The organism is Rhizobium sp. B21/90 (assembly GCF_019355815.1).
Classification (GTDB): domain Bacteria; phylum Pseudomonadota; class Alphaproteobacteria; order Rhizobiales; family Rhizobiaceae; genus Rhizobium; species Rhizobium rhododendri.
In genome coordinates, this window is the sequence record NZ_CP072163.1 from 1,472,977 (window position 1) to 1,486,161 (window position 13,185).

15 protein-coding genes are annotated in these 13,185 nt (G+C 58.7%); 8 read left to right on the plus strand and 7 right to left on the minus strand.

Features of this window, described 5'->3' with window-relative positions; translation table 11 throughout:
- Positions 1 to 74 precede the first annotated feature (74 nt).
- From J5278_RS24785 to J5278_RS24805, 5 genes are read left to right on the plus strand one after another with little or no spacing between them, the layout of a single operon-like run.
- Positions 75 to 875, plus strand: coding sequence for an ABC transporter permease (locus J5278_RS24785; RefSeq protein ID WP_209186555.1), 801 nt, complete (start codon positions 75 to 77; stop codon positions 873 to 875).
- Positions 866 to 1,636 (plus strand): ABC transporter ATP-binding protein, encoded by a 771-nt coding sequence (locus J5278_RS24790; protein WP_247749894.1) that lies wholly within the window; start codon positions 866 to 868, stop codon positions 1,634 to 1,636. Before J5278_RS24785 ends, J5278_RS24790 begins: the two co-directional genes overlap by 10 nt.
- A gap of 49 nt (positions 1,637 to 1,685) precedes the next feature.
- A complete protein-coding gene (locus J5278_RS24795; RefSeq protein WP_247749895.1) occupies positions 1,686 to 2,651 on the plus strand; it encodes a glycosyltransferase family 2 protein in 966 nt (321 codons plus the stop codon).
- Positions 2,652 to 2,678: 27 nt separating this feature from the next.
- Positions 2,679 to 3,617: a rhamnan synthesis F family protein gene (locus tag J5278_RS24800; protein WP_209186556.1), complete on the plus strand. Its 939-nt coding sequence runs from the start codon at positions 2,679 to 2,681 to the stop codon at positions 3,615 to 3,617.
- Between the two features lie 36 nt (positions 3,618 to 3,653).
- Entirely contained in the window at positions 3,654 to 4,790 is a 1,137-nt protein-coding gene (locus tag J5278_RS24805) for a glycosyltransferase family 4 protein (RefSeq protein WP_219258781.1), read from the plus strand.
- A gap of 109 nt (positions 4,791 to 4,899) precedes the next feature.
- Here J5278_RS24805 and rfbA read toward each other — a convergent pair whose 3' ends face one another.
- The 6 genes from rfbA to J5278_RS24835 form a co-directional block, all read right to left on the minus strand.
- Positions 4,900 to 5,784, minus strand: a complete 885-nt coding sequence (rfbA, locus tag J5278_RS24810) for a glucose-1-phosphate thymidylyltransferase RfbA (protein ID WP_209186558.1) — start codon at positions 5,782 to 5,784, stop codon at positions 4,900 to 4,902.
- A 94-nt stretch (positions 5,785 to 5,878) separates the two neighbouring features.
- On the minus strand, positions 5,879 to 6,760 hold the full coding sequence (rfbD, locus tag J5278_RS24815; protein WP_209186559.1) for a dTDP-4-dehydrorhamnose reductase: 882 nt from the start codon (positions 6,758 to 6,760) through the stop codon (positions 5,879 to 5,881).
- 16 nt (positions 6,761 to 6,776) lie between these two features.
- A complete protein-coding gene (gene rfbB / locus J5278_RS24820) occupies positions 6,777 to 7,826 on the minus strand; it encodes a dTDP-glucose 4,6-dehydratase (RefSeq protein ID WP_142831028.1) in 1,050 nt (349 codons plus the stop codon).
- 20 nt (positions 7,827 to 7,846) lie between these two features.
- A complete protein-coding gene (gene rfbC, locus J5278_RS24825) occupies positions 7,847 to 8,413 on the minus strand; it encodes a dTDP-4-dehydrorhamnose 3,5-epimerase (protein WP_209186583.1) in 567 nt (188 codons plus the stop codon).
- Between the two features lie 303 nt (positions 8,414 to 8,716).
- Positions 8,717 to 9,661 carry a nucleotidyl transferase AbiEii/AbiGii toxin family protein gene (locus J5278_RS24830; RefSeq protein WP_209186560.1) on the minus strand — a complete coding sequence of 315 codons (945 nt, stop codon included), beginning with the start codon at positions 9,659 to 9,661 and terminating at the stop codon, positions 8,717 to 8,719.
- Complete coding sequence (locus J5278_RS24835; RefSeq protein ID WP_209186561.1) at positions 9,651 to 10,238, minus strand: DUF6088 family protein; 588 nt, start codon at positions 10,236 to 10,238, stop codon at positions 9,651 to 9,653. The genes J5278_RS24830 and J5278_RS24835 overlap by 11 nt, the downstream gene beginning before the upstream one ends.
- A 41-nt stretch (positions 10,239 to 10,279) precedes the next feature.
- On the opposite strand from J5278_RS24835, the gene J5278_RS24840 reads away from it, so the two are divergent.
- Both J5278_RS24840 and J5278_RS24845 read left to right on the plus strand, forming a co-directional pair.
- On the plus strand, positions 10,280 to 10,651 hold the full coding sequence (locus J5278_RS24840; RefSeq protein WP_209186562.1) for a hypothetical protein: 372 nt from the start codon (positions 10,280 to 10,282) through the stop codon (positions 10,649 to 10,651).
- 133 nt (positions 10,652 to 10,784) lie between these two features.
- Positions 10,785 to 10,937 (plus strand): hypothetical protein, encoded by a 153-nt coding sequence (locus J5278_RS24845; RefSeq protein WP_219258783.1) that lies wholly within the window; start codon positions 10,785 to 10,787, stop codon positions 10,935 to 10,937.
- A 447-nt stretch (positions 10,938 to 11,384) separates the two neighbouring features.
- On the opposite strand, the gene dinB is transcribed toward J5278_RS24845, so the two are convergent.
- Positions 11,385 to 12,473: a DNA polymerase IV gene (dinB, locus tag J5278_RS24850; RefSeq protein ID WP_209186564.1), complete on the minus strand. Its 1,089-nt coding sequence runs from the start codon at positions 12,471 to 12,473 to the stop codon at positions 11,385 to 11,387.
- Positions 12,474 to 12,628: 155 nt separating this feature from the next.
- On the opposite strand from dinB, the gene J5278_RS24855 reads away from it, so the two are divergent.
- A complete protein-coding gene (locus J5278_RS24855; protein WP_209186565.1) occupies positions 12,629 to 12,937 on the plus strand; it encodes a hypothetical protein in 309 nt (102 codons plus the stop codon).
- The last annotated feature ends 248 nt before the right edge of the window (positions 12,938 to 13,185 follow it).

The following is a 13,185-nucleotide window of genomic DNA, read 5'->3' on the forward strand; positions in this document are numbered from 1 at the left end:
GAGCGCCTTGTGAAATATCGATCACGGGCGATTGTCCGCCGCGTGCGTCAACAGCATTCGCCTGAGAGAGAATGATGCCCAGCCAGAAAAACTATATGAGGCCTGCCCTGAATGATCTGTGGCAGGGTATAGATCGACGAGAGCTCTGGCTCTATCTCGGCTGGCGCGACGTCAAACGTCTTTATAACCGTTCAGTGCTTGGACCTTTCTGGCTGACGCTCTCCATGGGTGTCATGGTGATGGGCCTTGGCCTGCTTTATTCCCAGATCATGAAGGTCGATTTGGCGCATTATCTGCCAAATCTCGCGATCGGGCTGATCACCTGGGGGCTGATCAGCGGCGTCATTATCGGTGCATGCAACATTTTCACCGCGGCCGGTGGCTCACTGCGGCAAATCCGTATGCCACTCAGCATTCATATCTACCAGTTCGTTTGGAGCCAGTTGCTGACCTTTGCGCACAATTTCATCATCTATTTCATCATCATTGCCGTGTTCAGGATTAATCCCGGCTGGTCGGCGTTGCTATTCATGCCGGCGGTCTTACTGATCTTCCTCAACGGCGTGTTCATTTCCCTGATCCTCGGCCCGCTATGCGCTCGCTTCCGCGACATCCCGATGATCATTGCCAGCATAATGCAACTTGCCTTCTTCATGACACCAATCATCTGGAGCGCACAAACGCTAGAGGGGCGCGGGCTCGTACTGAACGCCAATCCGTTCTACCATTTCATCGAAATTACCCGCGATCCTCTGCTTGGTGGCACCGGCACCCTGATGAACTGGGGGGCCTGCATCGGTATCACCATAGCGCTGGGCATCGCCGGTATCACATTCTTCTCGCGCTACCGCGCGCGCGTCGTGTATTGGAGCTGAGCATCATGGCTAGTATTTCCCTTCACAACGTTGTGGTCGACATCCCGATCTATCAGCCGGCAAACCGCTCCCTCAAGAACAACCTGCTGGCTTCTGTTACCGGCGGCCAGATCAGGCCGAAACAGGGCACCAACAGCATTGTCATCCGGGCGATTGACGACATGACGCTCGATATCGATCATGGCGCCCGTGTGGGGCTGATCGGTCACAACGGTGCAGGCAAGTCGACCATCCTTCGTGTCATGGCCGGCATCTACGAGCCGACCGCAGGGAGCGTCCGGGTGGAAGGTGACGTGGCGTCGATGTTCGATATTGGCTTTGGCATGGACCCGGAGGCGTCCGGCTGGGAGAACATCATCCTGCGCGGCATGTACCTCGGGTACTCCAAACAGGATATCATTGCCGCCTCGCCGGAAATCGGCGCGATGACGGGTTTGGGCGAGTTCCTGGACATGCCTCTGCGGACTTACAGCGCCGGGATGTCCACTCGCCTGGCCTTTGCCGTTTCCACCTCTATCCAGCCGGATATTCTTCTTATAGATGAGGGTATCGGGGCAGGTGACGCGGCCTTTTTGGCGCAGGCCAAGGAACGCATGCGCACTTTTATCGGATCAGCTGGCATCCTTGTCCTCGCCTCCCATTCGAACGAACTGATCCGGGAATGGTGTTCGGAGGGTTTGTGGCTGGAGCACGGACGCGTGCGGATGCGCGGCCCCATTGACGATGTATTGGCGGCTTACACGGCATCCGTCGGGCACTGATCACGCTCCTTTCCTGGCAAGCCTGCGCGACTGAATTTGGATCAATTAAATGCGGTCGGTGATGGATGGCAATCATGAGCCGGAGGACAGGCAATTGTTCGCAGGCGACTCAACGGGCAGTGGTCAGCAGCGAATAGGCTGTGTCGTCGTGACCTATCGGCCGCACCATGAGCCGTTGTTGAGGCAGCTCGCCGCCGTTCACATGCAAGTCGGCACCATCGTTCTGGTCGACAATGGCGATGGTTTGTTGCTACCGACGTTTCCGGAAGAGTACGGTCTGGACGTCATCTGCCTTGGCGCGAACGATGGCATTGCACGGGCTCAAAATGTCGGAATGCAAAGGCTATGCGAACGGGGTGCAACCCACATACTGCTACTTGATCAGGACAGCCTACCGGCAGCCGATATGGTGGCCTGTCTTCTGGAAGGCCTGACCCAATTGCAGCAGGCGGGGATCGCGGTTGCGGCGGTCGGGCCGCAGTACAGTGATCCTCGTCAAGGCGCCCATTCGCCCTTTGTCTACCGGGAGGGGTGGGCGCTCAAAGAGCGCTCGCCTCACGAACCCCATTCTTCGGCCGTGTCGGCAGACTTCCTGATTGCTTCGGGTTGCCTTATCCCCGTAGCCGTTCTGGGCGCTGTCGGCGCCATGGACGAAAGTTTGTTCATAGACTACGTCGATATCGAGTGGGGCCTTCGCGCGCAGCAGCTAGGGTATTCCAGCTACGGGATACCGGCAGCGCAGATGGAGCATAGTCTCGGTGACGATTGGATCGTCCACAGAGGGCGGCGGTTCCCGGTTCATAGCCCGCTGCGGCACTATTACTATACACGCAACTCAATTCTGCTGGCCCGCCGTCCCTGGATCGGCTGGTCCTGGCGGTTTATCCTCCTTCGGCGCATGGCAAAGCAACTCGTCTTCTTCAGTGTCTTCGTCCCCGGCAAACGGCTGGAAAACGCTTGGATGATGACACGTGGTGTCTTACACGGGGTCCTAGGACGCAGCGGAAAATTATGAGTAACATACCTTTACAGGCGATCGCCATTGACCCAGCAGACTGACAAGCCAGCCGAATTCACGATTTTCGTGCATGTCTTCTATCCCGAGGTCTGGGAGGAAATGCGTCTGGAAATCGCCAATTCCGTCCGGCAGCCTTTTGGTCTCGTCGTCACGCGGCCGCCCGGCATGGGCGCGGTGGCCATTCCGGATACGCCATTTCTGGTCTTCTCACGCCAGATCGAACTCGAAAACCGCGGGCGCGACATCCTGCCTTTCCTGCGCGCGCTCCGCCATCCGGACCTGCCGCAGACGGATATCGGCTTGAAACTGCATACGAAGCGCTCACCGCATCGCTCTGACGGGGCCGACTGGCGGCGCTTCATGTGTTGCTCGCTCTTGGAAACGGAAGGGCAGGGCGCGTCTCTTGGGCATAGATTGCTGGCGCAAGAGAAACGGATCGCTCTTGTTGCTCCGCAGGCGCATCTCATGGCGCTCGATGGCCGCACATCGATCAACGACGGCATCATGTCAGGCATGCTCGCCAGCCTTTTCGGCTGGGATATGGCGGTAGATGTCACAGCGACCCGTTTCGCTGCCGGATCAATGTTTTGGTTCCGGCGCTCGCCGCTGACGCCGCTACTTACGGACGATCTTGAAGCTCAGTTCGCCGCCGAACACGGGCAGTTGGACGGAACAGCGGCACATGCGCTGGAACGACTGTTTTCCGCCATCGTTGTGCGTCAGGGTTTCCTGTCCTGCGCTATGGAAAATGCCGTGCCTGTCCTCGAGGCGCCGTCATCGACGCTCTCGACCGCGCAGTTGGCCAATCTCATTGAACGGACCTTGATCCACGAAAACCCGTTCTCGCTCCCTCTCCGGGATTTCTGGCGTAAAAATCCCCGTCTTCTGAGAGTGGCGCATGCTATCTACGCTCGTCTGCCCAAGGACATCATACGCGTTCTTCGCACAGCAATTCAGCGCTAACGGCATCCCGCTACCAGAAGGGCTAGGCTCACCGGCATGGTTACGAATAGAACGCGCATCGCCTTCGTCATTTCCGAAGACTGGTTTTTCGTGTCGCATTTTCTGCCCATGCTGCGTGCCGCGCAGGATGCCGGCCTTGATCCGCTCATCATTACCCGCGTTAGCCGCTGGCAGTCGCCCCTGGAAAGACTGGGCGCTCGCGTGATTCCGCTGAATGTCGAAAGGCGTCGTATCGGACCGCTGGCCGTTGCCTCTTCGGTTCGGCGCATGGCAAAAATCTTGAGGGCAGAAAAGGTCGACATCGTTCACTGCATCGCGTTGCGTTCGATTATTCTCGGCGGTCTCGCGGCCAATTTGGCGGGGGTTAAAAACCGCGTCATGGCGGTTACCGGTGGCGGCTTGCTGACTGCCAACAGGGGCTTGGGCGCCGGAATTTTGCGTCGTCTTGTCAAGAGTTCCATCACGCTGATTGCGTCGCGCGGCCAAAACCAGTTTCTTTTCGAGAATGTCACCGATCCCTTAAGTTTCGGGCTGGCGGCCACTGCCTCCAATGTCACCATCGTGCCGGGCGCCGGGGTCGATCCGCAGTTCTACACGCCTGCCGCGCCGGCCAAGGCCGGTGCACTGAAAATCGCCATGGTCAGCCGCATGGTCTGGTCCAAGGGAGCCGATCTTGCCGTCGAAGCGGTGTCTATCGCCCGCGAGCGCGGATATGATGTCTGCCTTTCCTTGTATGGCACGCCGGACCCATCCAACCCCAGATCGCTTTCCGAAGAAACGCTGAACAGCTGGTCGATGCGGCCGGGGATAAAATGGCAGGGCGCAACACAGGATGTGCGGTCGGTTTGGGCTGCCCATGATTTGGCGTGCCTGCCAACCAGAGGCGGAGAAGGGCTGCCGCGCTCGATCCTGGAAGCAGGCGCCTGCGGCCGGGCCATCCTGACCACCAATGTTCCGGGCACCCGGGACTTCGTGCGGGAAGGGCTGGAGGGCTGGCTCGTTCCACCCGACGACGTCCTGGCACTCGCGGATCGAATCTGTGCCCTGGCATCGTCTCCCGCACTGGTGGCGAAGGCCGGGGTCAATGCCCGCGCGCGGATTGTGGCCGGCTTCACGGAAGCGCATGTAGAGGGGCAGGTGTCAGCGCTCTACCGACGTTTTCTGGCGCCCTGAACGACAACGAACCCAAGCCATGGGACGGTTTCCGCCTGCCATGGACGCGCTGCCGGTTCAGTTGAACCGCCGTCACCGGACGGCGGTCCGGCGGTCCGCAGACGGTCGCTCAAAACGCGCTGTCGTCTCCCGCCTCGGCGAGCTTCATCAGGTATTTTCCATAACTGCTCTTGCCGAGGCCGATTGCTAGCTTTGTCAGTTGAGCGTCGTCGATATGGCCCATACGGTAGGCAACTTCCTCCGGGCAGGCGACTTTGAAGCCCTGGCGCTTTTCCAGTGTACTGACGAACTCTGCGGCTTCGAGCAGACTGTCGGGTGTCCCGGTGTCGAGCCATGCGTAACCGCGACCCATCAGTTCAACCGAAAGCTGACCGCGTTCCAAATAGATGCGATTGACGTCGGTTATCTCCAACTCTCCGCGCGCAGACGGCTTCAGGTTGGCGGCAATGTCGACCACTTGCTCGTCGTAAAAATAGAGACCTGTCACCGCCCAGTTGCTTTTCGGCTTCTCAGGCTTTTCTTCGATTGAAAGAGCCTTCATGGAGTGGTCAAACTCGACCACGCCGTACCGTTCAGGATCTGTGACATGATAGGCAAAGACGCGAGCGCCGCGGGTGGTGTCTGCGCCCGACTTTAACAGCTGTGGCAGGCCGTGGCCGTAATAGATATTGTCGCCGAGAATAAGCGCCGAGGGATTGCTGCCGACAAAGTCCGCGCCGATCACGAAAGCCTGCGCGAGACCATCCGGGCTAGGCTGCACGGCGTAATCGATGGAGATGCCCCAGTTGCTGCCATCGCCCAGCAGGCGCTTGAACGCCTCGTTGTCATGGGGCGTTGTGATGATCAAAATTTCCTTGATACCGGCAAGCATCAGCGTTGTCAGCGGGTAATAGATCATAGGCTTATCGTAGACCGGCATCAGCTGCTTGGACACGGCCATGGTGATCGGATAAAGGCGAGAGCCGGAGCCGCCCGCAAGAATGATGCCCTTCATGCTTCTTTCCTTGTGTCATGAGACGATGGGAGCGTCTTTGTGGAAGCGTTCTCCCATCCAGCCGCTTGGCAGCAACCAGAACGCTTCATCTGTCTTAGGTCGTTAAAAGTCTTTCACAAACCACACTCGTGGACTGTCGCCAGTCCGGGAGCACGATCGCGTAGATATCATTGAGCTTGCCGTTCGATAGCCGTGAATTGGCCGGTCGGCTGGCTGGGGTCGGATAGTCCGCGGTGGTGATGCGCCCGACGGTTACCGCCTTGCCGGTTTTCTGATGCAGATTGGCAAAAATCTCTTCGGCGAATTCCGCCCAGGTCGCCTCGCCGCTGCCGGTCAGATGAAAGACGCCGCGCAACTGCGGATCGGCATCCTTGGCCAGCCGCTGAGCGATGGCGATAACCGCATCGGCGATGTCGAGAGCGCTGGTCGGCGTCCCCTGCTGATCGGCAACGACGTTTATGGCGTCGCGCGTTTCAGCCAGCCGTAGCATCGTCTTGACGAAATTGGCACCGTAAGGCGAATAGACCCAGGCGGTTCGAAGGATTGCATGGTTTGCGGTCGCTGCTGCAATCGCCTGCTCGCCTGCCAGCTTGGATTTGCCGTAGACAGAGGTAGGCCCTGTCTTGTCTGTCTCGACATAGAAACCGTTCTTGTCGCCGGGAAACACGTAGTCGGTCGACAGGTGCACGACTGGAATGCCGAGTTCCTCGGCGATGGCTGAGATCGCTGCCGGACCGTCAGCATTGATGGCAAAGGCCGCCGCCGCCTCGCTCTCGGCCTTGTCGACCGCCGTGTAGGCGGCGGCCGAAACGATCGCATCGGGTTTAAGGGCGACGAGAGCTGTTCGGATGGACTCCTTGTCGGCCAAATCCAGTTCCGGGCGGCCGACAGCGACAATCTCGACACCGGCAAACGGCCCACGCTCGATCAGAGCGCTCACCACTTGTCCACGTTTTCCTGTGACGGCTATCCGCATGTTTCTGTTCCCGAACCTATTTCAGTACGCCGAGACGCTCGCCAGAATAAACACCCTGACGCAGCGGCTGCCACCACCATTCATTGTCGAGATACCAGCGCACGGTGCGCTCGATACCGCTGTCGAAATTCTCTTGCGCTTTCCAGCCCAACTCTCTCTCCAGCTTGGTGGCGTCGATGGCGTAGCGCGCGTCATGGCCTGGGCGGTCGGTGACATACGTGATCAGCTCGGCATGAGGCCTTGCCTTGGGACGCAGCTGGTCCATCAGTTCGCAGACACGGGTGACGACGTCGATGTTGCGCCGCTCGTTGCGACCGCCGACGTTATACTTCTCGCCCAGCCGGCCATGCCCTGCGATCAGATCGAGGGCGCGCGCGTGGTCCTCGACATAAAGCCAGTCGCGAATATTGACGCCCTTTCCATAGACCGGGAGCGGCTTGCCATCCATGGCATTGAGGATGATGAGCGGGATCAGCTTTTCCGGAAAGTGATAGGGACCGTAATTGTTGGAGCAGTTTGACACCACGACGGGCAGGCCATAGGTGCGGTGCCATGCGACCGCCAAGTGGTCGCTTGCTGCCTTCGAAGCGGAATAGGGTGAGGACGGATCGTAAGGCGTGATCTCTTCGAACAAGCCTTCTTCGCCGAGCGAGCCGTAGACCTCATCGGTCGAAACATGGAGGAAACGGAAGGACGCTTTTCGGTCGGCGGGAAGGTCGTTCCAATAATGCCGTGCCGCTTCCAGAAGGCTGAAGGTCCCCATGACATTGGTCTGCACGAAGTCGGCGGCGCCACTGATCGAACGGTCGACATGGCTTTCGGCCGCCAGATGCATGATACGATCCGGCTGGAAGGAGGCCATGGCCTCCGACATCTTCTGCAGGTCGCAGATATCGGCCCGAAGGAACCTGTAATTCTCGGCGCCGTCGACATCCCTGAGCGATGCAAGATTGCCGGCATAGGTCAGTTTGTCGACGTTCAAGACCTCGGCACCGACGTTTTTCACGAGATGCCGGACGAGCGCTGACCCGATAAACCCTGCTCCGCCTGTGACAAGAATGCGCATGTTGTTCTGTCTCCGTGGCTTTATTCGTTGGTCATCTGAAAGTATGCGGGCAGCTCCGCCAAAGTCGGCTGTTCCTTGTCCTTGTTGGACAGGATGGCGTCCTGGAGCGGCAGCGGCCACGCGATACCGATGCTTGGATCGTTCCACAGAAGGCCGCGGTCGTTCTGCGCGCTGTAGGGCGCTGTCACCTTGTATGAGATCACGCAATCGGGAACCAGGGTCGCAAAGCCGTGGGCAAATCCTGCCGGGATCCAGAGCTGCTCGCCGTTTTCCTTTGAGAGTTCGAGCCCGTACCATTGTCCGTAGGTTGCCGATCCCACGCGGATATCGACGGCGACATCGAAGATCCTTCCTGCGATGCACCGCACCAATTTACCTTGCGCGAATGGCTCCAGCTGGAAGTGCAACCCACGCACCGTTCCGACAGAAGCCGAGAGAGACTCGTTTTCCTGCACAAATGTGACGTCGGCCACATTCTCGCGGAACCAAGCCTCCTTGAACGTCTCGGAAAAGTACCCGCGATGATCACCAAGTCGGTTAGGGGTAATTTTTGTGAGGCCGGCAAGCGGCAATCGGTCGATCTTCATCATACACCTATCTGTTCCACTCGATCCTTTGTAATGTCCGAGACCGGTTTGCAAGCGACTTCTATCGAATCACAAATCTCCGGTCACCCTTTTTAGACTCAGGGACCGTTCAACCCTTAAAAAGAGCCGGGTGGAGGAGATACGCATTGCCAGCTCTAACTGCCCGTGCAGAAACCCTCCATTCGCCAAGTTTCAACACCGCAGTTTCCGTATCCGAACCCACATTTGGCGGATAAAATGCCGGTGACAGCAGTTGAGAATTTTCTGTGCGCCCTCGGTGCAAGCCAAGATCAACGAGAACCTCTAGAGACGCTCTGCGTATGACTCGATGCGCGCGAGGATCTCTTTCAGGCTTGGCCTTCCATGATAATAGAGCGCCGCGGTCCGCTCATACGCGCGTTCGTAAAGTGCGAATGTCTGGGGGTTGGAAAGACTGAACGCCGGGTTGCTGCTGATATCCGGATTGTCGAGTTTCGGGAAGCGCCGTTTCTTGTGGGCGCAATACGCGCCCGTACCGATGAAAGCTTGCACGTCGGCTTGATTCAGCAGGCAGTGGACGTCGTAATAATGTCGAAGGAAATTGACGGGAAATTGTCCGGTTTCCTGCTGCCTTCGATACTTGGTGGAGATGGTCTGAAGCTTTTCCACCAGAGTGTAGCCGGGTTCGTAGCAGGGCACGGACAGCGCGCGATTGTCGATCAGTTCCACCCGCAATGACGCATAGTCGTATGCCCAGGAACTAATGTCCCTTTCGATATTGGGGGTAACTGTATCGAAGCCGGCTTCGAGCAGTACGCCATCCTTAAGCGCAGACTTCATGCCTGTCATCTCGGGATAATAGAGGCGGATGCCACCGCTGCGATAACTTTCGTTGTCGAATTCGGTATCGCGCTCGATGTTTCGAATGCCGTTGATCGTGATCGTCATTGCGAGCCAGTCATAAAAGGCCCTGCGGCTTTCCCTGTGGGCGGGCTTGTCGTGGTTGGGGCCGGATTTGACGTCCATCGCTTCGGGAGGCTCGATACGGATATCGATGTCCTCGGAGAAGCGATTGATGATGCGGTATCCTTTGGAGAGCGACGTGCCGCCCTCCAGTTCGAACGACATGCCGAGCTGCTGCAGGCCGAATAGGCAGTGCATTATCCAGTAGTCTTTTTCGACCAACACCGGCGGCAGCATCATTTCGGCCGCGACGATGCGCAGTAGGGACCCGAAATCCTTATGGTTATGCAGGAAATCAGCCGGCATGTGTATCCGCTCCCAACCCGTTGAAGAACTTGCGCGTGCGCACCATGCCGAATTGCTTGACGGCACGGGCGAGAGCGCTGCGATTGCCTTGCAGGGCACGTTCCTTCACGCGCGCCAACACCCGTTCACTGTCTTCGCCCAATTGGTCGAGATTATTGACGAGATCGACGAGCAAAAACTCTCTGGTCAGGGTTTTGGGGAGGGCCGGCTTCTTGCGGAACTCGAATTCCCGTCCTCCCAGCGTGAAAGTGCCGTGGCGCTTGTGGTTGTAGACAACGGTCCGGTTGTAGAGCTGCGTCGCTCCGACACCGAGACTGTTATAGACATTGGGCGATGTGACCAGATATCGGTCGTCCTTCAAGAACGCCTCGACGAGAGCATTATCGACAGCAGGGGCCTTGCCAAACGCTGTCTGCTTCGGCCGGTGATAGATGCCGGTCGACAGTTTCGTCAAGTATCCCTCAGCAAGGAGCTGTTGCAGGTGCCGATCTATTGATGACGACCATTGGACGAGGTCCTCGCGACGGTAGACCTTGCCGGCTCGCAGATGCTTTTTCAGTGTCTGTAGCTTTGTCATGGGACAGCTCCTGTCATCATCGTACCGCGATATAGCGATGAATGCAATTTTTTCCAAAAATCATGCAAAATCGACGAAAATTACTCGCTTATCTAATTGCGATTGTTAGAGTTATAGCAAATAATTTAAATTCGGTTTTCGGAGAACTGTCGACGCTGGGCGCGGATTTTATCCATTCTATCAATTGCCAGGGCGATGATTCCAATGTCATCGAGACACATCGCTCAGACGGTCTTTCACCCGATCCCAAGTCCCGCCCACTTGCCCGCCGCGGCCTTATGCGGCGGGCGATGGCCAGGCATGCGTCCACAGCATGCAGTTTTGCGTCGGCCGCCTTGGTCAGCACCGGCAGTCTGACGCCGCAGGGGAAGCCACCGCCGCAGCTGACAGTGGTCTTGGCGACGATCGACTAAGCTGCATGCGGGGCAGGCAGGTGGCGGGCGCAGTCACCGACACCAATGTCGCCGGCCTGGATCCGGCAAGGCCCATCAGGCGCGACCAAATGGACGAGCGTCTCAGCGGGCGGCTGGACTGGACGCTGGCGTCATGCCGAGCGATGAGACCCTGCTGCAGAACGCTGCCGATCAGAACGGCAATGTCCCGCCCGCCCGTGCGACCGAGACTGTCGGGCGTGTCTTCATCCTGCGCATGATGGCGGCGTTGTCAGACCATAGGCTACCCCGACAGCGGGTGCCGTGAAAAGAGACGCCAGCGTCAACGAGGAATTTTGTCTTACCCCTTGCCGACAAATCCGTGAACGCGCCGAGAGTGACGAAACGCACCGTGGGCGCTTTGAACCAAGAACCTCGCTATTTCTCGCCAGGCTCTGCCTTCGCGCTGAGATCGAATTTCCGGACCGGTCGATCAGGGTTCCAGGACAGTTTCTCTCCGCAAACAGCTCGTCGGTTTTCGCATGGCTGCGCTGCAACAAAGTCTATTTAATGTGCGGTGAGATCGGATATCTTCACTGTCATCGAAGCGATGCTCCTCCTCCCGCAGCGCTTCGAATTCAGGCGGCCCACTCCTCCTCCCGGGGGCGCCTGTCGGAACAACGGCGCTTCTCCTCCCAAGCCGTTGTTCGGTTCTTTTCGAAAAGCCTGCCGCACCTCCTCCCGCGGCAGGCTTTTTCGTGTCAACACCATCGCGTCAGAGGCCGAGAGCGAGTTGCGGTTCTGCCTCGCGGTCCTCCGTGTTCAGGGATGACAGGGTCACGCCCAGCAATCGCACAGGACGTTTGAACGGGAACACCGAGGCAAGCAGGATCTCCGCGGCCTCTAGCACCATGTCGATATCCGAGACAGGCCCGGACAGGGTTTTGCTGCGGGTCGCCTGGCTGAAGTCCGAATATTTGATTTTGACAGTTACCGTCCTTCCCGTGATGGCGTTGGCCCCGCAATGGCGCCAGACCTTTTCCGCCAACGGCCTGAGCTCGGCCTTGGCCAGATCGAGATCGTCGATGTCCTCGACGAAGGTATCCTCGGCGCCAATGGATTTTCGGAGCCGGTCGGGCCTCACCCGGCGTTCGTCGATGCCGCGGGCGATCCCGTAGAAATAGGGGCCGGACTTGCCGAAAGTCTGCTGGAGGAAGGCAAGCGACTTCGATTTGAGGTCAAGGCCGGTCTCTATGCCGTGCCGTTTCATACGCTCGGCCGTCGCCGGCCCGACGCCATGGAATTTCTTGACGGGGAGGGTCTCTACAAAGCCTGGGCCATTCTTCGGCGTGATCACCGCCTGGCCATTCGGCTTGTTGAGGTCGCTTGCCATCTTGGCCAGAAACTTGTTGTAGGAGATGCCGGCGGATGCATTGAGGCCCGTGACAGCCTTGATCTTCGCGCGGATCTCCAGCGCAATGTCGGTGGCGATCGCCATGCCCTTCAGGTTCTCGGTCACGTCGAGATAGGCCTCGTCGAGCGACAGGGGCTCGATGAGGGGTGTGTATTCAGCAAAGATGTCCCGGATTTGCTGCGACACCTGCCGATAGACCTCGAAGCGTGGCGGCACGAAGATCAGCTCCGGACATTTCCGCCTGGCGGTGACCGACGCCATGGCCGAGTGGACGCCGAAGGTTCGCGCTTCGTAACTTGCCGCCGCCACGACGCCCCTTGCTGCCGATCCGCCCACGGCCAGCGGCCGTCCGCGCAGGTCGGGATTGTCGCGCTGCTCGACCGAGGCATAGAAGGCATCCATGTCGACATGAATGATTTTGCGGTTTGGCGGTAGCGTCACGTCGTTCATGGCGGCCATCTGGGATTGTCGGCGAAACAAAAAGAGAACATATCAGCGTTTCGACCGATATCCAAGACGCCCGATGCTCACCTGCCGGGAAACGAGGAAACCAGCGGGGCCGAGGGACGTTGTGAACGGTGACATCAGCAAGAGGAGATAGCCGCATGGCCGACAACAGCACCCTGACGATCCGAGCCACCTTCGCGACCCGGGCGGCAGCCGATCTGGCGGTCGAGCATCTGGTTCAGCAGCACGGCATCGCAAGGCCGGACATCTTCATCCAATCGACCACCGCTGAAAACACCGTCGGCACGTCGCCATCGGGCGGCGACGTTTCCCACCAAGAGGGCACGCGCGACGATGCGCCGCTCGGCGGCGAAATCGAGGTGTCCGCCGATATCGCCGCCAGCCAGGTTGGCGCTGTCCAACGCAGCCTGGGCGAGGCGGGTGCCATCCGCGTCTCGGGCCGATAGGCGCAGCCAGGCCTTTGCACGACCGCGGCGAATGGCTCTCTCGAATGGGGAGGGGGCCACATCTAACCTTTTCCGGGAAAGGGCAACCGCGTCCCGGTCGCATCCAGGACGCGACCGGACGTTACCGACGTCTTGTCCAGCCGCGTCCACCGATTTTTTTCCTGAGGCCAGACACGGCGCAAGCGGGGTTACGGCGCTGATTCGCCTCGACAATCTTCGTTCTTGCTAAAATTGGAGGAGGATATTCC